General features: G+C 70.7%; 23 protein-coding genes. 17 read left to right on the forward strand and 6 right to left on the reverse strand.

Translation table 11 applies throughout. The features are described 5' to 3' along the window. The first annotated feature begins 67 nt into the window (after nt 1-67). From ACNYS0_RS06050 to ACNYS0_RS06085, 8 genes are all read left to right on the forward strand, one after another. A complete protein-coding gene (locus ACNYS0_RS06050; RefSeq protein ID WP_422471621.1) occupies nt 68-1,057 on the forward strand; it encodes a DMT family transporter in 990 nt (329 codons plus the stop codon). A 225-nt stretch (nt 1,058-1,282) separates the two neighbouring features. Continuing rightward, the gene (locus ACNYS0_RS06055; protein ID WP_422471622.1) at nt 1,283-1,543 is read left to right on the forward strand and encodes an acyl carrier protein; all 261 of its coding nucleotides are present in this window, start codon (nt 1,283-1,285) and stop codon (nt 1,541-1,543) included. 30 nt (nt 1,544-1,573) lie between these two features. Continuing rightward, nucleotides 1,574-2,722 carry a beta-ketoacyl-[acyl-carrier-protein] synthase family protein gene (locus ACNYS0_RS06060; protein ID WP_422471623.1) on the forward strand — a complete coding sequence of 383 codons (1,149 nt, stop codon included), beginning with the start codon at nt 1,574-1,576 and terminating at the stop codon, nt 2,720-2,722. Beyond that, nucleotides 2,715-3,293 (forward strand): hypothetical protein, encoded by a 579-nt coding sequence (locus tag ACNYS0_RS06065; protein ID WP_422471624.1) that lies wholly within the window; start codon nt 2,715-2,717, stop codon nt 3,291-3,293. The genes ACNYS0_RS06060 and ACNYS0_RS06065 overlap by 8 nt, the downstream gene beginning before the upstream one ends. 25 nt (nt 3,294-3,318) lie before the next feature. Continuing rightward, nucleotides 3,319-4,725, forward strand: coding sequence for a class I adenylate-forming enzyme family protein (locus tag ACNYS0_RS06070; protein ID WP_422471625.1), 1,407 nt, complete (start codon nt 3,319-3,321; stop codon nt 4,723-4,725). A gap of 26 nt (nt 4,726-4,751) precedes the next feature. Continuing rightward, nucleotides 4,752-5,483 (forward strand): thioesterase II family protein, encoded by a 732-nt coding sequence (locus ACNYS0_RS06075; protein ID WP_422471626.1) that lies wholly within the window; start codon nt 4,752-4,754, stop codon nt 5,481-5,483. Beyond that, entirely contained in the window at nt 5,480-6,517 is a 1,038-nt protein-coding gene (locus ACNYS0_RS06080; protein ID WP_422471627.1) for an aldo/keto reductase, read from the forward strand. The genes ACNYS0_RS06075 and ACNYS0_RS06080 overlap by 4 nt, the downstream gene beginning before the upstream one ends. Then, nucleotides 6,514-7,281: an AfsA-related hotdog domain-containing protein gene (locus ACNYS0_RS06085; RefSeq protein WP_422471628.1), complete on the forward strand. Its 768-nt coding sequence runs from the start codon at nt 6,514-6,516 to the stop codon at nt 7,279-7,281. Before ACNYS0_RS06080 ends, ACNYS0_RS06085 begins: the two co-directional genes overlap by 4 nt. Nucleotides 7,282-7,350: 69 nt before the next feature. On the opposite strand, the gene ACNYS0_RS06090 is transcribed toward ACNYS0_RS06085, so the two are convergent. Then, nucleotides 7,351-8,691: a CitMHS family transporter gene (locus ACNYS0_RS06090; RefSeq protein ID WP_422471629.1), complete on the reverse strand. Its 1,341-nt coding sequence runs from the start codon at nt 8,689-8,691 to the stop codon at nt 7,351-7,353. A 153-nt stretch (nt 8,692-8,844) separates the two neighbouring features. On the opposite strand from ACNYS0_RS06090, the gene ACNYS0_RS06095 reads away from it, so the two are divergent. The 3 genes from ACNYS0_RS06095 (at nt 8,845) to ACNYS0_RS06105 (ending at nt 12,060) form a co-directional block, all read left to right on the forward strand. Continuing rightward, nucleotides 8,845-9,765: a LysR family transcriptional regulator gene (locus ACNYS0_RS06095; protein ID WP_422471630.1), complete on the forward strand. Its 921-nt coding sequence runs from the start codon at nt 8,845-8,847 to the stop codon at nt 9,763-9,765. Between the two features lie 161 nt (nt 9,766-9,926). Next, nucleotides 9,927-11,144 carry a CaiB/BaiF CoA transferase family protein gene (locus ACNYS0_RS06100; RefSeq protein WP_422471631.1) on the forward strand — a complete coding sequence of 406 codons (1,218 nt, stop codon included), beginning with the start codon at nt 9,927-9,929 and terminating at the stop codon, nt 11,142-11,144. After that, entirely contained in the window at nt 11,134-12,060 is a 927-nt protein-coding gene (locus ACNYS0_RS06105) for an HpcH/HpaI aldolase/citrate lyase family protein (RefSeq protein WP_422471632.1), read from the forward strand. Before ACNYS0_RS06100 ends, ACNYS0_RS06105 begins: the two co-directional genes overlap by 11 nt. Nucleotides 12,061-12,079: 19 nt before the next feature. On the opposite strand, the gene ACNYS0_RS06110 is transcribed toward ACNYS0_RS06105, so the two are convergent. Then, nucleotides 12,080-12,691, reverse strand: coding sequence for a TetR/AcrR family transcriptional regulator (locus ACNYS0_RS06110; protein WP_422471633.1), 612 nt, complete (start codon nt 12,689-12,691; stop codon nt 12,080-12,082). Nucleotides 12,692-12,737: 46 nt separating this feature from the next. Here ACNYS0_RS06110 and ACNYS0_RS06115 point away from each other — a divergent pair, with 46 nt between their 5' ends. Next, entirely contained in the window at nt 12,738-13,202 is a 465-nt protein-coding gene (locus tag ACNYS0_RS06115) for an SRPBCC family protein (RefSeq protein ID WP_422471634.1), read from the forward strand. A 325-nt stretch (nt 13,203-13,527) separates the two neighbouring features. On the opposite strand, the gene ACNYS0_RS06120 is transcribed toward ACNYS0_RS06115, so the two are convergent. The 3 genes from ACNYS0_RS06120 to ACNYS0_RS06130 form a co-directional block, all read right to left on the reverse strand. Then, complete coding sequence (locus ACNYS0_RS06120) at nt 13,528-13,992, reverse strand: phage tail protein (protein ID WP_422471635.1); 465 nt, start codon at nt 13,990-13,992, stop codon at nt 13,528-13,530. 125 nt (nt 13,993-14,117) lie between these two features. Continuing rightward, nucleotides 14,118-14,579, reverse strand: coding sequence for a hypothetical protein (locus ACNYS0_RS06125; RefSeq protein WP_422471636.1), 462 nt, complete (start codon nt 14,577-14,579; stop codon nt 14,118-14,120). A 27-nt stretch (nt 14,580-14,606) separates the two neighbouring features. Further along, on the reverse strand, nt 14,607-15,437 hold the full coding sequence (locus tag ACNYS0_RS06130; protein ID WP_422471637.1) for a hypothetical protein: 831 nt from the start codon (nt 15,435-15,437) through the stop codon (nt 14,607-14,609). Between the two features lie 93 nt (nt 15,438-15,530). Here ACNYS0_RS06130 and ACNYS0_RS06135 point away from each other — a divergent pair, with 93 nt between their 5' ends. From ACNYS0_RS06135 to ACNYS0_RS06150, 4 genes are all read left to right on the forward strand, one after another. After that, the gene (locus ACNYS0_RS06135; RefSeq protein WP_422471638.1) at nt 15,531-15,995 is read left to right on the forward strand and encodes a hypothetical protein; all 465 of its coding nucleotides are present in this window, start codon (nt 15,531-15,533) and stop codon (nt 15,993-15,995) included. Nucleotides 15,996-16,049: 54 nt separating this feature from the next. Then, entirely contained in the window at nt 16,050-17,309 is a 1,260-nt protein-coding gene (locus ACNYS0_RS06140) for a hypothetical protein (protein WP_422471639.1), read from the forward strand. 157 nt (nt 17,310-17,466) lie between these two features. Next, a complete protein-coding gene (locus ACNYS0_RS06145) occupies nt 17,467-18,429 on the forward strand; it encodes a hypothetical protein (protein ID WP_422471640.1) in 963 nt (320 codons plus the stop codon). A 64-nt stretch (nt 18,430-18,493) separates the two neighbouring features. Further along, nucleotides 18,494-19,054 (forward strand): GNAT family N-acetyltransferase, encoded by a 561-nt coding sequence (locus ACNYS0_RS06150; RefSeq protein WP_422471641.1) that lies wholly within the window; start codon nt 18,494-18,496, stop codon nt 19,052-19,054. A 6-nt stretch (nt 19,055-19,060) separates the two neighbouring features. On the opposite strand, the gene ACNYS0_RS06155 is transcribed toward ACNYS0_RS06150, so the two are convergent. Further along, a complete protein-coding gene (locus ACNYS0_RS06155) occupies nt 19,061-19,702 on the reverse strand; it encodes a TetR/AcrR family transcriptional regulator (protein ID WP_422471642.1) in 642 nt (213 codons plus the stop codon). 235 nt (nt 19,703-19,937) lie between these two features. Here ACNYS0_RS06155 and ACNYS0_RS06160 point away from each other — a divergent pair, with 235 nt between their 5' ends. Then, complete coding sequence (locus ACNYS0_RS06160) at nt 19,938-20,345, forward strand: DUF6640 family protein (RefSeq protein ID WP_422471643.1); 408 nt, start codon at nt 19,938-19,940, stop codon at nt 20,343-20,345. Nucleotides 20,346-20,377: the final 32 nt, after the last annotated feature.

Raw genomic sequence — 20,377 nt, forward strand, 5'->3', positions numbered from 1 at the left:
ATGCTACAACGAGTTCTCAGAAACCCTCGCTTGTGCAGGTCAGGTGCCGGATCCCATAGTGACGGTCATGGATACATCACCGTCCGCAACCGAGGAGGAGGGCGGCGGCGGTCTTGGGCCGCCACCCTCCAGAGCCCGGTCGAGCGAGTCCGGCACCCCGGCCGGATCCGGCCGTAGCGGCCTCGACTGGCGCATCCGCTTTCTGCTGCTGGCCCTGGTCTGGGGTCTCAGCTTCCTGTTCGTGAAGATCAGCGGTGAGGCGTACGAGCCGCTCCAAGTGGCCCTGGGGCGCGTGGCGTTCGGCGCCCTGGCCCTGTTGTGCGTCCTCGCGGTGAAACGGGAGTCGTTCCCGCGCAGGCCGGGGCTGTGGGTACATCTGGCCGTCGCGGCCTTTCTGCTCAACGCGCTGCCGTTCACCCTCTTCGCCTACTCCGAGCAGCGCATCACCTCGGCGCTGACCGGCATCTGCAATGCCACCACCCCGCTGTTCACCCTGCTCGTGGCCGTCACCGTGCTGCCGGGCGAGCGCCCCGACCGCAACCGCCTCACCGGCATGGGGATCGGCTTCCTGGGTGTCCTCGTCGTCTTCGGCATCTGGAACGGCGCCAGCGCCGGCGACCCGCTCGGCGCCGGACTGGCTCTGGGCGCCGCGCTCAGCATGGGCGCCGGCTGGGTGTACGTACGCCGTTTCCTCACCGACTCGGGGCACTCGAGCGTATCCCTGGCGGCGGCCCAACTGACGGCAGGAACGGTCGAGTTGGCGATCGCGGCCCCGTTCCTCACCTCACTGCCCCGGCACTTCCCGCTCGCGGAGACCGCCTCGCTCGTGGTCCTGGGGGCGATGGGCACGGGCATCGCGTTCCTCATCCAGTACGGCCTCGTGCGCGACGCCGGGGCGACCGTGGCCTCGATGGTCACCTACCTCGTCCCCATCATCTCCACCGTGGCCGGCGTCGCGGTCCTCGGCGAGGACCTGAAGTGGCATCAGCCCGTCGGCGCGGTGGTCATCCTCCTGGGCGCGGCACTGTCGCAGCGCACCGGCACACGCTCCAAGTAGCTTTCGCGGGCACCGCGCGGCGTACCTTTTCGTGACGCCGCGCTGCGCCATGCCCAGCCGTGCGCAAAGGCCACGCAAAAGATTCTCCTATTCACATCCTGTATCCCTTCTGCCGCTCTTTCCGAAATCCACTGGAAACACTGGACGGTTACGGTCGGTGCAGAATCCATCAGAGATTCGACGAACACCGCCGCAAGCAACTCATCCACAGCGAAGGGCTCTTAAATGAACGCCGCAGAAACCATCAAGAACATCCTCGTCTCGCACATCTACGTCGAGGTGCCCACCAGCGACATGGGCGAACGGGACAGCCTCCGCGACGTCCTGGGCGTGGACTCCCTCGGCTTCGTTGAGCTGCGGGTTCAGCTCGAAGAAGCCTTCGACGTGGAGATCTCCGACGACGACTTCACGCCGGAGCACTTCTCCACCATCGCCTCCCTGTGCGGCCTGATAGAAAACCTCCGGTCGTCGGCCGCCGCCGCCTGACCTTCGTCCGCACAGAAGGAATAGAACTGAATGGATCCGCTCGATCCGCACGTCACGGGAATGGGCTGGGAAACCCCCCTCGGAAATTCTCTGGACGACACGTGGACCCGGCTCCTCAAAGGCGAGTCCGGCATTCGTGAATTACCGTCCGACATTTCATTGCGCAGTTCGCTCGCGGCGGTGGTGGACACCGTTTCCCTCAGCGACGCGCCCGCTGATCGCCAGCTGGCACTGACCACGGCGGCCATCGGCTCGGCCCTCGCCGACGCCGATCTCCCGGCGGACACACTCTCCGCGTCCGGCACCGCTTTGATCCTCGGCACGAGCTATGCCGGGAACCTCGACGATCTCGAGGTCTTCTCCCTGTACGAGTGGGCCCGGCGCACCGCCGAGCAGGTGGGCCACCCGGAGCCGCCGCTGTGCGTGACCACCGCCTGTTCTGCCGGCTCCGACGCGCTGTTGATGGGCGCCGAACTGATCCGGTCGGGTCAGCGCGACGTCTGCGTGTGTGTCGGCGCCGACGTGGTCAGCCCGGCCAAGCGGCTCGGCCACTCGCTGCTCGGCACGATGAGCCCGGAGGCGCTGCGCGCCTTCGACGCCCGGCACAACGGCATGGTGCTCGGCGAGGGCGCCGGCGTGGTCGTCCTGGAGTCCGCCGAGCACGCGCGGCGCCGATCGGCACGCGTCCACGCCCTCCTGCGCGGCGCCGGCTCCGCCAATGACGCCGCGGGGATGACCGCCCCTGACCCCAGCGGCAGCAGCGTCGTGCTGGCGGTGGAACGCGCCCTGGCGGGCAGCGCGCTGCGCGTCGACGACATCGCCGTGGTCAGCGCGCACGGCACCGGCACTCCGGTCAACGACGCGGTCGAGGCCACCAGTCTGCGGGCGCTGTTCACCGCAGGGGGCCACCGGCCCGTCGTCTACGGCACCAAGGGCGCGCTCGGCCACAGCCTCGGCGCCTGCGGAACCATCGAGGCCATTACCCTCATCAAGGCGCTGACGGACCGTCAAGTTCCGCCGGTGCAGGGCCTGGAGCGGCCCATGGACGACTTCCCGCTGCCGCTCCCCCAGGGTGCGCCCGCGCCCGTCCCCGACGGCTGCGGCCTCAGCCTGACGCTCGGATTCGGCGGCTTCAACACCGCGCTACTCTTCTCGGTGCCGGGAGGAGACCATGACTGACGGCCCCCTGCCCGCGCCCCCCGTCGCCGTGGGCTACGGCGAAGTGGTCACCGACGACCCGGCCGCCCACTCGCGCAACGGCGCATCCCTGTTCGCCGATCCGCAGGCCTGGCTGATGGCGGAGGCCCTGGAGCACGCGGTCAGCAACTGCGGCGAGGACCTCACCGCGGTCGGCGACCAGGTGGGGATGATCACCGTAAGCGAGGTGTGCACCCTCGACACCATGCGGGGCATCGCCAAGGCCACCGCACGGGGGCGCCTGTCGCCCCTGAAGTTCGCCGGCGCCAACCCGGGCTCCGTGGCCGGGCTCCCCTGCATCCGGCAGGGGTTCCGCGGCCCGACCCTGGCCCTGTCGATGCCCCCCGCCGACGGCGCGGCCACCGCCGCCGCCCTGGCCGCCGGATGGCTGCGGCAGGGCAGTGCCCGCTACGTGGCCATCGCCACCCACCGACAGGACGACGACGTCCACGCGGTGCGCTGCCTGATCCTCCAGACCGCGCATGCTCACGAACCGCACGCGGAGCCCGATCTCTCCCGCCTCACGGCCCCGGCCCACGACCGCCGCCCGTGATCCGCTGAAAGGGGTGTCATCTGCCATGGCTACTCCCATCACCACCGTGGACCTGAGTATCCGGCGCGACGACGTTGTCGCCCTGTTGGACCGCACCACCGACCTCAGTCGCCCCGTCGGCGACGAAGGCCCCGACTTCGACTCCGTCCTGGCCGACTTCGCCGAACTGGACCTCGCCGAGGGGACGCCCGTCGTCATCGCCCTCGCCAACGGCAGCCATCTGCTCAAGCAGTACTTCGCCGTGCTGCTCAGCGGCTGCGTCCCGCTCGCCGTCTCCCCCTCCACCCCGTCCGCCCGGATCAGGGCGCTCGCCTCGCACCTGAACGCCGGAGCGCTGATCGCCGCACGCGTCGACCCCGCCCGCTACGACACGGAGCAGCGCTACGACGTCGGGGAGCAGCAGGCCGTCCTGCTGCCCATGGGTGGAGCCCAGGGCACGTACGAGCCGGGGCAGGTCCTGATGCTGACCTCCGGCACCTCCGGGATGTTCAGCGCCTGCCTGCACGCCGTGGGGTCCCTGCTGCGCAACGCGCGGCGGCACGCCGACGCCGTGGGCGTGCGCGCGGACGACCGGCTGCTGATCAGCCTGCCGCTCTACTACTCGTACGCGATCGTCGCCCAGGCGATGACCGCGCTGGTGACCGGCGCGGGTCTGGTCATCTCGGGGCCGCCGTTCAATGCGGCCGCCTACCGCGAGACGATCCGGCGGCACGGTGTCACCTCGTCGTCGATCACTCCGACCATCGCCCGTCAGCTCATCGAGATCGGTGAACAACTCCCCGTGCCACTGCGCTCGTTGGCGGTGGGCGGAGACCGGATCGACCCGGAGCACGTGGCCGGCCTGCTCGCCCTCAACCCCGGCGGCGAGCTGTACCTGACGTACGGCCTGACGGAGGCCGGGCCGCGCGTGGCCACGCTCGCCGCGCACCGCGAGCCCGCGCACCGTCACGCGTCGGTGGGCCTGCCACTCGACGGCGTCACCGTCACGGTGCGCGACCCGGGCCCCGACGGCGTGGGCGAACTCCTCGTCTCCACCGACACGGCACTGCTGCGCAAGGTCGGCCCGGCCGCCCGCCAACCGCTGCTCGAACCAGGGCTCGTCGCGTCCGGCGACCTGTTCCGCCGGGACGAGGACGGCTATCTCCACTACGCGGGGCGCCTGACGGACTTCGTGCTCGTCGGCGGCGAGAAGGTCTCCCTCTTCTCGATCCGGCAGGCCGCGCAGTCCATCCCGGGCGTGGCCCGCGCCGTCCCGCGGGTCCGCCGCGACGAGGACGGCGAGAACCGCATCGACCTGGAGATCCATGCCTCGGAGCCGGTCCTGGTGACCGAGGCGATGATCCACGACGAGCTGCGGCCGCTGCTGCTGCGCAGCGAGCGCCCCGACCGGATCACGGTCGTCCCCGTGGCCTCGGCCGCCCAGCACAAGTGACCGCGCACGAAAGGACCGTCACCACCGTGACCACCACAGCGCCCCGCCGCACCCAGTTGTTCTGTGTCCCCCACGCCGGCGGCTCCGCCGGCGTGTTCCGCCCCTGGCAGCGCAGCTTCCCCGAGCACATCGAGGTGGTGCCGCTGGAGCCCGCCGGGCGCGGCGTGCGCCGCTCGGAGCCGTTCGCCACCGAGGTCACCGAGGCGGCCGCCGACCTCGCCGCCCGGCTCGTCGACCGGCTCGACTGCGACGACTTCTATCTGCTGGGGCACTGCATGGGCGGCCTCGTCGCCTACGAGATGGTGTGCCATCTGGAGCGATGCGGCCTGCCCGTGCCGCGCACCCTGATCATCTCCGGGCGCAACCCCGCCCACCTCCAGACCGACTGGGGCAAGCGGGTGGCGGGGCTCCCCGACGACGAGCTGTTCGCCGAGCTGAGCTCCGTCGGCGGCGTCCCCAAGGGCCTCAGCCGCGCCATGGCGGAGGGCTTCCTGCACATCATCCGCAACGACCAGCGCATGGTGCACGCCTACACCCCGGCGCAGCCCGTGCACCGCGTCGGCGTGCCCGTGCACGTCCTGGCCGGCAGCGAGGACGAGATGACCCAGGCCGACCAGCTGCCGGGCTGGTCGGCGTACACCACCCGGTCCGTGGACGTCGAACACCTCACCGGCGGCCACTACTTCCTCTACGACTGGCCCGGTCACGTCGCCTCGCGCGTGTCCACCTGGGCGGCATCGGAGGCCGTCACCGCATGAAGTACCGCCATCTCGGGACCACCGGCGTCCGCGTCAGTCAACTGTGCCTGGGCACCCTGATGTTCGGGGCGTGGGGCAACAAGAGCGCCGACTACTCCACCGCCATCATCGAACGCGCCATGGCCGCCGGCATCAACTACATCGACACCGCCGACTCCTATTCGCGCGGCGAGGCCGAGGAGATCATCGGCAAGGCCCTCGCGCAGTCCGGCAAGCGGGACCGCGTGGTCCTCGCGACCAAGGCCCACTCCCCCATGGGCGTGGACCCCAACTCCCGCGGCAACTCCCGGCGCTGGATCCACCAGGCCGTCGACCACAGCCTGCGCCGACTCGGCACCGACTGGATCGACATCTACCAGATGCACCGGCCGGACCCGCACACCGACATCGACGAGACACTGGGCGCCCTCACCGACCTCGTCCAGGCCGGAAAGATCCGCTACATAGGCAGCTCCACGTTCCCCGCCCACCAGATCGTCGAGGCCCAGTGGACGGCCGAACGCCGCCATCGTGAACGCTTCGTCAGCGAGCAGCCCCCGTACTCGCTCCTGGCCCGCGAGATCGAGGCCGACGTACTGCCGACCTGTCTCAAGTACGGGATGGGGACGGCCACGTGGAGCCCGCTGGCGGGCGGCTGGCTGACCGGCCGCTACCGCAAGGACCAGGAGATCGCGCCCACCAAGCGGGCCGGCCGCTGGGGCAAGCGCTACGACATGTCCCTGGACACCAACCAGCGCAAGCTCGATGCCGTCGAGCAGCTCGCCCTGCTCGCCGAGGAGGCCGGGATCAGCCTGATCCACCTGGCCCTGGCCTTCGTCACCGAGCACCCCGCCGTCACCTCGGCGATCATCGGGCCGCGCACGATGGAGCAGCTGGAGTCGCAGCTCGGCGCCGCCGACGTCCGGCTCTCCCAGGACGTCCTGGACCGCATCGACGAGATCGTGCCGCCGGGCCGCACCCTCAACCCGGAGGACGGCGGCTGGAGTCCGCCGGAACTGTCCGACGCCGCGCTGCGCCGCCGGAGCGGCCGATGACCACCGACACGGCCACCGCGGCGTACGAGGAGGCGCCCGCCGACCTCGCGGACCCCGCGTCCGGCATCAGCCCCACCGAATGGCGGCGCACGGCGAACGGCGAGCACCGATACACCGTGCGGGCCCGGCACGACGGCGGGACGGACCCGCTGTTCCTGGCCCACGCGGCCCGCCAGGCGGCACTGCTCGTCGCCCACGAGGCGTACGCGGTGCCGCGCGGACACCACTGCGTGTTCCGCTCCCTGTCCAGCGAGGTGCCTACGGCACACGACGTCCTGGGGGCGCCCGGCGATCTGACGGTCGACGTGGAGCTGGCCGAACCTGACCTGCGGCGCGGCCAGTTGGTCGGCTCACTGTTCCGTGCCACGACGCACGCGGGACCCGTGCGCCTTGGCACGGCGGAGGTGGACTTCGCCTTTCTGTCCCCGGCGGTGTACCGGTTCGTCCGCGGCTCGGGCACCCCGGACACGGCCGCCCAGGAGGCGTGGCCGGGAGCGACGGAGTCGGAGTTCAGTCCCGACACCGAGGAGCTGGTGTTCCGGGGCACCCCGGTGGACCACATCCCGGGCATGCTCCTGGCGTCGGCGGCGGTGCGCCTCGCCCCTGAGCCGGTACACCGGGTCACCGCCACCTTCACCGGCTACACGGAGCCCGACAAGCCGTGCATCTTCCAACTACGGGCCCATGAGGGGGACTTCGGCGGACACGAAGTCCAGGCACTGCAATCCGGACGACGCGTCTACGAAGGCACCCTGACGGGCTGACCGGCGCACACCGGGCGCGCAGCGACAGGCCGTCGGGCCGAGGCCGCCGCGCGCCCGGATGTCGGCGGGTCAGAGGGATATCGCGCCGGTGAGCAGCGCCGCGGCGGTCATCACGAGGGTCGTGCCGAAGGCCCAGCGGAAGATGAAGCGCTGGTGTTCGCCGAGTTGGACGCCGCTCATGCTGACGAGGATGAACGTGGAGGCGGTCAGCGGGCTGAGCGGGAAGCCGGTGGTCATCTGGCCGAGGATGGCGGCGCGCGCGACCTCCGCCTGGTCGGCCCCGAACCCGGATGCCGTGTGCGAGAGGACCGGAAGCACCCCGAAGTAGTAGGCGTCGGGGGTGAAGGCGAGACTCAGCGGCATGCCGGTGACGGCGACGATCGGTGCGAGATGGCCGCCGAGGGAGTCCGGCACGACGGAGACCAGCGCCTCGGCCATCTCGGAGATCATCTTGGTGCCGGTGAGGACACCCGTGAACACACCGGCGGCAAAGATCATCGTGGTGACCAGGACCACGCTCTTCGCGTGCTTCTCCAGGAGTGCCTGCTGCTGCTCCCAGCGCGGGTGGTTGACGACGAGCGCGAGGGCGAAGGCGACCGCGAACAGCACAGGCAGCGGCATGAGCTGAAGGACGAGCGCCACGATCAGGACGACGGTCAGCAGGGCGTTGAACATGGTGAGGGGCAGCGCAGCGCGGCTCGCCGCGGGCAGCAGCGGTGTGCCCGGGCCGTCGCCCACCACACGGGCGGCGGGCGCCTCGGAGTCCACGTCCGCGGCGGCGCGCTGGGCCGGCACCGCTCCGAGTCGGCGACGCTCCCGGCGGCCGATCCAGTACGAGGCGAGCAGTACCCACACGATCCCGCAGGCCATCGCCGGCAGCACCGGGGTGAAGACCTCCGAACTGTCCAGCTTCAGCGCCGCCATGGCCCGCACCGTGGGCCCGCCCCACGGAACCATGTTCATCACACCGGCGCCGAGGCACACCACACCGGACAGCACCAGCGGGCTCATGCCGAGGCGCTTGTAGACGGGCAGCAGCGCCGAGACGGTGATGAGGAAGGTGGACGCCCCGTCGCCGTCGAGTGCCACACACATGGTGAGGACGGCCGTGCCGACCGCGATGCGTGCCGGGTCGTTGCGGGCGGCCCGCAGGATGCCGTTGATGAGCGGGTCGAAGAGTCCGGCGTCGACCATCAGCGTGAAGTACAGGACCGCGAAGGCGATCATGATGCCGGTCGGGGCCACCGTGTTGAGGCCGTCGAGGATCATGTCACCCATGTCGCCGGCGAATCCGCCGACCAGGGCCGTGAGGACCGGCAGCAGTACGAGGGCCACCAGGACGGAGACCCGTTTGGTCATGGTGAGCACGAGGAACAGGCCGATCGTGGTAAATCCCAGCGCTGCCAGCATGGTTCTCGCTCACCTTCTCGATCGGCCTGTTCTCGCCGATGAGTGTCGGAGCGGCGGCGTATCGGAGTCCAGCATCAAACCGAGATCTATCCATGCGGTTGCCGCATCAGTTTCCATACCCATGGCGCGGGCGGACACGTAGGGTCCCTCGCCATGGACAGCACACTGCGTCAACTCACGGCCTACGCCGCCGTGGCCCGCGCGACGAGTTTCACGGCGGCCGCGGCACACCTGCGGGTCTCCCAGTCCTCGCTCAGCCGCGCGGTGGCGGACCTGGAACGGCAGCTGGGCGCCCGGCTCCTCGAACGCGACACCCGGAACGTGGAGTTGACCGCCGCGGGCGTCGAGGCCCTGCGCATAGCCGAGCAGATCGTGAACGCCCACCGCTCCGGCATGAGGGAACTGGAGCGCTTCCTGCTCGGCGATTCGGGCACGGTCGCCGTGGCCACTCTGCCGTCCGTCGCCGCGGTGCTGCTGCCCCAGGTGATCCTCGACTTCCGGCAGCGGTGGCCCCAGGTGGCGGTGCAGCTCATGGACGGGCTCGAGCAGTCCGTGCTGAGCCGGGTGCTGTCCGGGGACGCCGACTTCGCCATCACCACCGGCGAGCCGTCCGGACAGCTGGAGCACCGGCCGCTGGTGCGGGACCGTTTCGTGGCGGTGCTGCCGCAGGAGCATCCGCTGGCCGAGCGCTCCGAGGTCACGTGGGACGAGCTGGCGCGCGAGCCGTTCCTGGCGGTCGGCCCGGACTCCAGTGTGCGGCGCCTCACCGATGCCGCGTTCGCACAGATCGGCGCGGGGTCGGCGCCGGCGGCGGAAGCGGGGAACGTCGCCACCGTCGGAGGACTCGTCGCGGCGGGCCTCGGCCTGACCGCCATGCCCGCCCTCGTTCTGCCGCTCCTGGGCACGGGGCCTTTCGTGCACCGGCCGCTGGTCGAGCCGACCGTGCACCGTCGCCTCGACATCGCCGTACGCGCCCGCCGCCCGCTGCCCCGCGCGGCCGACCGGTTCCTTGAAACGCTCCAGGAGTTCCGGGCTCGGCGGCACGAGCTGCCGCCCGGCGTCACGTGGGCGTGAAGCCGAGCCACCCCACCTATGCGGAGATCGCAAGGATTGATCGCCCTTTCATGCTGGACGCGCATGTCGATGGCTCGGCAGGCTGGGACGTGTCTCGGGGCAGACCTTGAGAGGCGCGGCAATCGTGCGTGCACAGCGGGGAGTTGGGGAGCACAGTGGTGGTGTCGAGCAAGGATCAGGAAACCGGCGGCCGGGGCCAGCTCCAAGGCCTCAAGGTGGTCGAGTTCGCGCATGTGGTGGCGGGACCGCTGGCCGGTTCCATGCTCGCCGACCAGGGCGCCGACGTCGTGCACGTCGAGCCGCCGGGCGCCGGCGACGCCGCGCGGGCCATGGGACCGAAGAAGGACGGACAGCCGCTCTGGTTCAAGGTGGCCGGGCGCAACAAGCGGTCCGTGACGCTCGACCTCCACCAGGAGTCGGGCCGCGAGCTCGCCCGACGCCTCGTCGCCTGGGCGGACGTCGTGATCGTGACGCTGCGAAACGGCCGGCTGCGCTCCTGGGGTCTGGACTGGGAGTCCGTCCACCGCGTCAACCCCAAGGCGGTACTGCTCCAGATCTCCGGCTTCGGCGCCACCTCGTCGCGCGCCGACGAACCGGGCTTCGGCAAGGTCGGTGAGGCCCGCAGCGGCGTCGTGCACCTGACCGGCTTCGCCGACACACCACCCGTGCACACCGGCTTCTCCCACGGGGACGCCGTGACGGGCCTGATGGGTGCCTACGCCGTGCTGGCCGCCCTGCACCGGCGCGACAACGACCCGGACTTCGACGGCGAGTGGATCGACCTCGCCCTGTTCGAGCCCCTGTTCCGCCTCGTCGAGTGGCAGGTCATCGTGCACGACCAGCTCGGTACGGTGCCGGAGCGCACCGGCAACCAGCTCGCGGTCGCGCCGGCCGCCGTCATCAACACCTATCGGTCGCGGGACGGCGAATGGATCACGGTGACATCGGCGACCCTGCGCTCGGTCCGCAACGTGGCCGTGCTCCTCGGCCATGACGAGGCCGACTTCGCCACCACGGAGCAGCAGTTCGCCGGACGGGCCGAGCTGGACACGGGCCTGCGGACCTGGGTGGCCGAGCGCACGGCCGCCGAGTGCCTGGAGGCCTTCGCGCAGGCCGAGGTCGTCGCATCCCGGGTGTTCAGCGCGGCCGACATCGCCACGGACCCCGTCTACGCCGAGCGCGAGGACATCGTCACCGTCGACGACACCGATCTGGGCCCCGTACGGATGCAGTCGGTCATCCCGCACTTCCGGCAGCGGCCGGGCGCGGTCTGGCGGACCGGGCCCGCGCTGGGCCAGGACAACGCACTCGTCTACGGGGAGTGGCTGGGCCTGGCCGAGGACGAACTCACGGAGCTGGAGAAGCACGGTGTCGTCTGAGTTCCCGACCGCCTCCGCCACGCAGCCGCACCGAGCCCCGCTGCGCTCGCTGCTGTTCGTGCCGGGCAACAAGACCACGGACTGGCTGCCCAAGGCCCGTGCGGCCGGTGCCGATGCCGTCGTCCTCGACCTGGAGGATGCCGTGCCCGCGGGCGACCGGGCGGCGGCCGTGCGCCAGGTGACCGAGGCCCTCGCCCGGCGGGCCGCAGGCGACTCCCCGGCAGGACCGGAGCTGTTCGTCCGGGTCAGGCCGCTGGACGGGTGGGAGGCAGCGGACGAACTGCGTGCGGTGTGCGGCCCCGGCCTGAGCGGCGTCGTGCTGCCCAAGGTCTCGGGCCCCAACGACGTCCGCCTCGCCGACCGTCTGCTCGCCTGGTGCGAACGCGAACGCGCCCTGCCGGGTGGCCAGTTGGCACTCGTCCCGCTGCTGGAGAGCGCCGGCGCGCTGCGCGACGCTTACGGCTGCGCGGTGGCCGCCGACCGCGTCGCGTACGCGGGGGCGGTCACCGGAGCGGGCGGTGACGTCGAGCGCGCCGTGGGCTACCGCTGGAGTCCGGAGGGCCACGAGACGCATGCCCTGCGCGCCCGTGTGCTGCTCGACGTACGGGCGGCGGGCATTCGGCATCCGGTGGCCGGGCTGTGGACACGGACCGGCGACCTCGACGGCCTGCGCGCCTTCGCCGAACGGAACCGGGCCCTCGGCTACACGGGCATGATGGCCATCCATCCCGCGCATGTCCCGGTCATCAACGAGGTGTTCGCCCCACACCCGGACGAACTCGCCCATGCGGTCCGCCTGATCGCGGCCGTGGAGGAGGCGCAGGCGCGGGGCGTGGGCGCGGTGGCGTTCGAAGGGGAGATGGTCGACGAGGCGATGGCCGCGACGGCCCGCGCCCTGCTGGCGCGGCACACCTGAACACGCTCCCGCCCCTGCGTCACCCCGGGCCGTAGTACAGCCGCAGGAACTCCTCCAGTGCCGCGTCGACGCCTTCGCGGTCGCCGGTTGCGAGGAGGTCGAGCAGGAGGCCGCGGACCGTGGCGAGGCCCACTCTGGCGCGGTTGCGGGCGACCGCGGGGTCCGCGCCCGCGCTGATCTCGGCGGCCACGAGCGGCTCGAGCCAGTCCTTCACGAGCCCTTCGAGGAACGGGGCCGCTTCGGGGCGGCCCCGCAACGCGTGCCCGCAGATCTCGAAGAAGAGCCGCTCCTGACCGGCCAGCCGAGGGTCCGCCAGCTGCCGCCACAGTCGGCGCGCGGCGTCGGCGGGCGAGAGTCCGGGCTCCAGGCGGAACCGGGACAGGAGATCACGCTGACGTCGCTCCGACTCCCGGACGATCTCGACGAAGAGCTGCTCCTTGGAGCCGAAGTAGTGGATGAGCATGCGATGGCTGACGCCGATCGCCGTGCCAAGGCCGCGCAGGCTCAGCTCGCCGATGCCGTGCGCCGCGACGTGATCGACGGCCGCGGCGACCAGGTGCGCGCGCCGCTCCTGCCCACGGATGTCCTGCTCGACCTTGCCGCCGGAATGCGTGTCGCCCGTATTCACCACGCCGCGAGTGTACCAATCGGTACACCCGGGATGTACCGTGTGGTACATGAAGTCTGTCATCGTGTCGATCGACGTACCTCAGACGACAGAGGAGGTCTACGACTTCCTCGATGTCATGGCTCACCACGAGCGCTTCACCGACCACTACCTGACCGACTGGCGCTACAGCGGTCCCGCCCGCGGCATCGGATCGTGCGCGACGGTCACCGCCGCCCTGGGCGGCACCAAGGCCGACGTCGCCATCGAGGTCGTCGAGGCCGAAGCGCCGAGGCTCATCGTGGAACGCAACGTCAGCGCGGCCGGCCGCCGCCTGGCCCAGGGCACGTACACCTTGGAACCCCGGCCGACCGGCGGGACCCGTATCGCGTTCACCTACAAGTGGCTGCGGGCCCCGCTCGCCGACCGACTCCTTGCCCCCGCCGTCCGCGCCGTGATGCGCCGCGCCAACCGCACGGCCATGAGCCGCCTGGCCACCGAACTGGCCCACCACGCACCCGCGGCCGAATCCTGAAGGCGCCGCGGCGCGGCTACATGGGCATGGACCGGCGCGTTCGACGACGGCGGCGAGCGGCCCGCTCCCCCGCGGCAACCGCATCCTGCTCCGTGGCACCTCGCGCGAGAGCCTTCTCGTAGGCCTTCGTACGCGACTCGTCCATCTTCCGGGCGGTTCGCTCATGCATTCGGGAAAAGAGTCCCATGATGTCTCCCTGTGCGGGCGGAGGGATGTCGTACACCCATCATCGGCGGCCCGCCTGCCGCCGGGCATCAACCGATCGGCTGCGATGCCCCTCCCATCGATGGATGACGGAACGGCGCCGCCCGGTACCCGACAGCGCTCAGTACTCGCCCTTGATCACGAAGAAGGAGCCGCGGATCTCTCCGGCCAGCTTCGACTTCTGGCGCGCGAACTTGAACTTCGACGCCAGCTCCTCGGGCACGTCCATGCCTTGCGAGAGCTTGAAGCCCACCGCGCGCTTCGCTCCGCTCTCGATCCCGTACATCACGTTGACGACCAGGCCGGACTCGTAGAACACATAGGCCATCCGGAACCCGCCCGCCTCGAAGGAGGTCGCCTCCAAGGGGCGGGAGGAGATGACGATGTCGCGCTCCTCGGAGAGCACGCGGGCCACGTGGTCGACCACGTCCGACGCCTCGCTCGCGGGCCGGACCGTGAATTCGTGGTCGTACTTGTTCTTGAAATAGCGCGCCTCATTGGCGCGCAGCCCAGCGAGCGCCTCGGTCACCGGAGACGATTCCAGGCCGACGGTGGACACGTCCTTGAAGTCGACGGTGTACGGCATGATGCCCTCCTGATGACGCGGCTCGACTGCGGACCACCGGTACCGGTCCTCCCGGCGACGCCTTTACGCTACGTCCGGCGCCGACGCGCCGCTTCTCGATTCCTGAACGGCCACTCGCACCGCCGTCAGTCGTCCACCACCTCGTCGAGGTGGCGCAGCAGTGCCTCGGCGACCGCGTCGCGCCGGGCTCCCGCTGAGATCCAGTAGTCACTCAGGTCGCCGCTCTCGACCCCTTCTTCACTGTTGAAGCGCATACGCGATCCACCGGGCAGCAGGCTCTGGAGCCATTCGATGAGTGCCGCCGCCTCGGCGGCTGTGCACGGCCCGACATTGAGGCTCTGCGCCGCCTCCATGAACTGCCCCTCGACCGCCCCGACGCCCAGGTCGGCGGCGAACACCACTGGGTGACCGTCGAACGCGACCTGCGGGGCCACGCCCAACGGCGGCGCCACAAGCGTGGTTGCGGCGTGACCTCTCAGCCGTCGCAGCCCCGCTTCGAAACGCTGTGCATCCAGACCCCACGGCTGGTCCTCGGGCGCCGCGACGTAGAACGTCGTGGTGAACTCTTCCAGGTCGTCCCTGTTCATACACTCGTTTCCCTGCCCTCGAAGCGCTCACTCGTCCGGCCGCCCGGTCCATGACTGCGGCGCGGCCTGTCCGACGCGCAGTGTCCCGTCCTCGGGGGCGTACCGCAGCAGGCCGAGGTCGACCAGGCTGCGCAGGTGCCCCAGATGCTCTTCGTCGCTCCAGTGGAAGGCATCCCGCAGCCGACCGGCGGTGGGATGCCCGCCGACCCGCCGTTCGTACGCAGAGACCCAGGCGACGGCATCCTGCTGTGCTTGCCCCGACAGCCCGGTCGGCGTGGACGGCAGGTCCTCCGGCGGCGTGGCGCCGAGCGCCAGGCTGTACGAAGCATCCGTGTAGGTCACCACGCCACGTTGAGCGAGGTACTCGAGAACACCGGCGAGCTCCGCCACCGTCCAGTCGAAGCACTCCCGCAGGAAGCCCCAGGACGGGCCTCTTCCGTGCTGCTCCCTGAACTCCGCGATGTGCGCCGCCACGAGCGCCTCCCGACCGCGCAGCAAGGCGCGAGCGCGGTGCTTGCGGTACGAGGCCGACGACGGAGGCGACTGCTCGGCCGCCGGCTTCTTCGGCGGCTTCGCCTTCCACTCCGCGCGCGAGGAGAGGTGCCAGCGCCCGCACTGCGGGCATTCGTACACCCGCTGCGGAACGCTGCCCGTGTGCCTCGGCCGGTCACGGATCTCCTTCAGCCGCCGCTCAGCGCTCTCACGATCCAGGAACTCGGTCTTGCCCTGGCAGGCACGCACCCGCGTTCTCCGCGCACGCTCCTGAGCCAGCGCCTGCTCGGCAACGGTCGGGCCTTCGGCGTCGACGCCGGTCAGCCCCACGATGTCGTTGATACGAGCTTCGAGTTCCCTGTCCATAGGAACCGTTGTACGGCACGCCACTGACAATCTTCCGCCACCGGGTTCCCGCCGCCAGATCAAGGACCCCGTCCCCGTCGTATCCTCTGTGCGATGGGGCGGGGGAAGCGGCGGACAGCCGTATGGGGTCTGGCAGCGCTTGCCGCGCTGACGGGTGGCGTCTGGGCACAGTGGCTGGTGCGGCACCGGCTCTTCCGCTTCGGGCCGCACGATGAGGCTGTCCACGACGTCGAACGCAACGCGGTCTACGACCCGGGCCTCGGCGCGTGGCGCGATCTCGACTCCCACACCCTGCACTGGTACACGCCCGACTCACCGCTGATGCCGTACCTTCTGCCGCCCCTGGGTGCCGGCTGCTTCGTCTTCTTCGCACTCGCCGTGAGTTGGACCGTCAAGCACCGCCGCCTCATGGGCGAGATCTGGCTCGGCTTCGTCCGGCGGCCGGTCACGATGTCACTCAGGTACCTTCCGCTCGTGGGCCTGACCTGGCTCTGCGCGGCGATGCCCTTCCTGCGCGCGGGCGACCACCGAGCAGGCACCTCGAGATCCACCGGGTGATCGCGACCCGCACGTCGGCTCCCCTCTCCCATCACACCACTTCTGGAGCGGTCAATGGACAACGAGATTCAGCTGGTCGGTGACGGTGACGGCCTGGCGGTCATCGGGGATCCGACGGATGTCGACCGTTTCCTGGCGTCGGAGGGGCTGTCGTCGTCGAGGGACTTGGGGCCGCAACGCCTCAAGTCCGTCCTCGGCGCCGGGGCCGCGGCCGCGCAGGCGGGTTCGGAGATCGCCGCAGGCTCGGGACGCTGGGTGAAGCTGACTCCCGAGTCGGCGCGGCTCGTCAAGAAGTACGGGCTGAGGGAGAGTTCGAAGACGGGTCTCAGCACGGGCGTGCTGAAAGGGCAAAAGGGCCGAATCAAGGGATTCGTCGAGATCTCGAAGGCACCCAGATCGTTTCTGACCAACCCGGCCGCTCTCGCCGGTGTTGCGGGGGTCATGGCGCAGTTCGCGATGCAGCAGACCATGGACGAGATCACCGACTACCTCTCCAGGATCGACGCGAAGGTCGACGACGTACTGCGCGCACAGAAGGACGCCGTACTGGCGGACATGGTCGGAGTGGACCTCGTGATCGAGGAGGCCATGACCGTTCGCGAGCAGGTGGGCCGGGTCTCCGAGATCACCTGGTCGAAGGTGCAGACCACGTCGGTGACGGTCGCACGGACCCAGGCGTACGCGTTGCGTCAGCTCGACGGGCTGGCGGAGAGGGTGCAGCGCGAGACCAAGATCGGTGATCTCGCCGCGACGGCCAAGGAAGCCGAGGCCAAGGCCCGGGAGTGGCTCGCTGTTCTGGCCCGCTGCTTCCAGCTGCAGGACGCGATCGCCGTGCTCGAACTCGACCGGGTGCTGGACGCGTCTCCGGAGGAGCTGGACCGGCATCGCCTCGGGCTCCGAGCCGCCCGCCGGAACCGGCTGAACCTCATCTCACGCAGCACCGGGCAGTTGGTGACCCGGATGAACGCGGCGGCCGACACGGCCAACACCAAGGTGCTGCTGCACCCGACCAAGTCCCCTGCCGTGGTCCGATCGAGCAACCAGCTCGCGACCGGCATTCATGACTTCCACGGGCGCCTCGGAATCGAGTCCGGTGACCGGTCGGCGGAGTCGAGGCGATGGGCGGACGCGGCCACGGACGTCAGGAACAAGGCGCTCGAGACAGGCGCGAGGGGCGTCGGAGCCGCCATGGTTTTCGGCAGCGAGTCTCTGGACCGGGCGGGTTCGGTCAAGGAGAGGTTCTCCAACGGGATCGCGCAGCGGGTGCGCCGCCGGCGCGGGAACGAGGAGGGACGCGCCGAGAAGGTGGAGTGAGCGGCGCCGTCCAGGTGACCTGTCCTCCGGTCAAGGAGCGGGAGTTGAGGCAGGTGTGTCGACGTGCGAGCCGGATCGTCGCAAACCGCCGGGGTCGCGGGACATGTGGCCTGTTCGGCCCCTCCCGGGCCCGCTCATGACCGGTCAGCATGTCCGCATGCCCGATGTCTCGTCGACCGGCGCACCCCGCTCGAAGGGGAACCGGTGCGTGTGCGATCCGGCCGTACCCGAGCACGACCGGCGCCTGATCGGCATGCTGCCCGTGGACCGCTTTCCGCCCGACGCACCGTCGCCCGGCGCGTTGCCCGCTTGGCGGCCGCCCCACCGGGCCGCCGCGCTGTCCGATCCGCTGCGCCGCGCGAGCGGATGGGCGGCCCTGGCCTCCGGTCTCGGTTGGCTGGTCTTCCTGTGCTTCGGTTCGTCGTTCTGGCTGCCGGTCCTGATCGGTGTCCTGCTGGCGCTCGGTGCCACCGGTACGTTCGGGATGGCAGTGTTCGAGCTCAGGGACGGTCTCCACGGCGATCGCGTGCGGCACTCGCAGAGCCGCAAGGATCTCGACGGATGGAAGGCGGCACGGCGCCACCACGGTCGCTATGTCCTGCCGCAACGCCTCGCGGCCCAGGACGGCGTGCTCCTGGACCGCGCCCGGGTCGCCGTCGACTCCGTCCTGGCGTCCAGGGCGCACGCGACCGGTGTCATCGACAGTGTGCGCAACCGTGTCGAACTGCCCGCCCAGTTGTGGCGTATCGCCCAGGACCTGCGCACGATCGGCGAGGGCGAGGCGGACGCCGCCCTCGCCGCGAGGGCCGCCATCAGTCGCGAGGGCCGCGCAACGGTTTCTCACCGGAACAGGCAGCTGGGGCAGGCGCGGACGGGGGTCACGGCACGCGTGCAGGGCCTTGAGAACTACGCCCGCGCGGTGGAACGGCTCGACGCCCAGCTCGCCGAGAACCACGCGCTGGAGCGCCTGGGCGGATCCGAGGGAGTCCTCGATCTGCTCGCACGCGTCGACACGCCGGGCGCCGACGCCGACGACCTCACGGACATGGAGGAACACGCGCGCGCGGCCCTGGAGACGACGCTCAAGGCGGCGCAGGACGCGGCTACTTGGCTGCGCTAGGGCGTGCATCGCCGGTGCATGGGGCGGATGCCGGGGAGCCCATTGGGTGCCCCAGAATGATCGGATGGTCACGCTTGAGACTCCCCGTTTGATCCTGCGTCGCTGGCGCGAGGAAGACGTTGCCCCCATGGCCGCCATCAATGCCGACCCCGCGGTCATGCGGTGGATCCGCGACGGCAGCGTCCGTGACGAACCGCAGACCCGCAGCGGGATCCGGGCCTGGGAGCGCGAGTGGGAGTCACACGGCTTCGGCCTGTTCGCCGTGGAGATCCGCTCCACCGGCGAGCTGGCCGGGTTCACCGGCCTTTCGGTGCCCCACTACTTGCCGGAGGTACTGCCGGCGGTCGAGGTGGGCTGGCGGCTGGGGCGTTCCCACTGGGGGCAGGGCCTGGCCACCGAGGCCGCCGCGGCCGCTGTACGGTTCGGGATCGAAGAGCGAGGGCTGAAGCGGATCGTCAGCATCACTCAAGTGGGCAACGACGCCTCCGAACGGATCATGACCAAGCTGGGGATGCGTCCGGTCCGTGAGACCGTCAACCCCGTCGGCGGTCGGCGAGTCAGGGTGTTCGAGTTGTCGTCGGACCAGTACGCCTACGTCACACCCGCTCCACCGGCCCCGGTGTAGTTGCCGCTACGTGCACGGACGGCGCAGGGCGAGGAACTGGTCGACCACCGTGCGCACATGGGCGCTGTCGAACGTGGCGCCCGCGAGGAGGCGGCGGAAGAAGAGCGGGCCGAGGAGCTGGTCGACGGCGAGGGACACGTCGGTGTCCGCGGGCAGTTCGCCCCGGTCCACCGCGGCCCGCACGATCGCCCGGGTGACCGCGCTGCCCTCGCGGTACAGCTCCTCCTTGAGCTGCTCGAAGGCCGGTGTGGTGCGGGCGCGTTCGATCACGACGCGGATGGCCCGCTCGGACGACGGCGTGTGCAGCTGGCGGCGGACCACGTCGAGCTCGGCGAGCAGGTCCTCGCGCAGGTCCCCCACCGGTTCGCTGTGGGAGCGGGCGAGATGCGCCGCGAGTGCGTCGCGCAACAGGTCGGTGGCGTCGGGCCAGTGCCGGTAGAGGGTGGTACGGCCGACGCCGCTGCGGGCGGCGACGGCGGCATGGGTGACGGCCTGCCAGCCGCCCTCGTCGAGCAGCTCCCGTACCGCCGCGAGGGCCGCGGCCCGGCTGCGCGCGGCACGAGGATCCACGCGCCCTTCGGCGCGTCCCGCGCCGCTCCCGTCGGGGCCGCGCCGGGGCGTCCCGGTGGGGTCAGGGGCCGGCGTCACGCTGCTCTCCTCTCGCCGCCCTCAGTGTGGCACACCCAGGTCAAGGGGTACTGTGGAACACGTTGTTTCATAGATGTGCGGTGCGGGCGGAACGGCCGCACCCGACCGGGCCGATCCGAACCGTCCCGTCCGACCCGATCGACCCGATCGACCCGACCGACCCGATCGACCCGATCGACCCGTCCGACCCGACCGACCACGCCCCAACCCGACTCGACTCGACCCGAGGAGATCCGTGGCCACCATCACCACGGGACGCGCCCTGTTGTCCCTCACCTCCGTCACCACGATGCTCGGCAGCTACGTCGCGGACTGGAACGAGACCCACATCCACAACCCCAACTGGCCGCCCCACGCGAAGTTCCACAACGCCCAGACCATGAGCACCGGGGCCGCCCTCGGCGCCGTCGGGCTGTGGGCACTGTGGGGCAGGGGCGGTGCAGCCTCCGGCTCCCGTCTGCAACTCGCCGCCGGGGCCGCCTCGTTGTACTGGGTGACCCAGCTCTCGGCGATCGTCTATCCCGGAACGGCCTTCATGGATCCGCCCAAGAAGGGCGCCCCGCAGGCCGTGCTCGCCGGAGCCGCCCTCGCCCTCAACGGCCTGGCCCTCGCCCTGGAACACCGGCGCCTCCGCCGCAGGTGACGACGGTGACGGGGTCCGGACCGCGCCGCCCG

Origin of the sequence: Streptomyces anthophorae, assembly GCF_049310305.1 — a bacterium.
GTDB lineage: Bacteria > Actinomycetota > Actinomycetes > Streptomycetales > Streptomycetaceae > Streptomyces.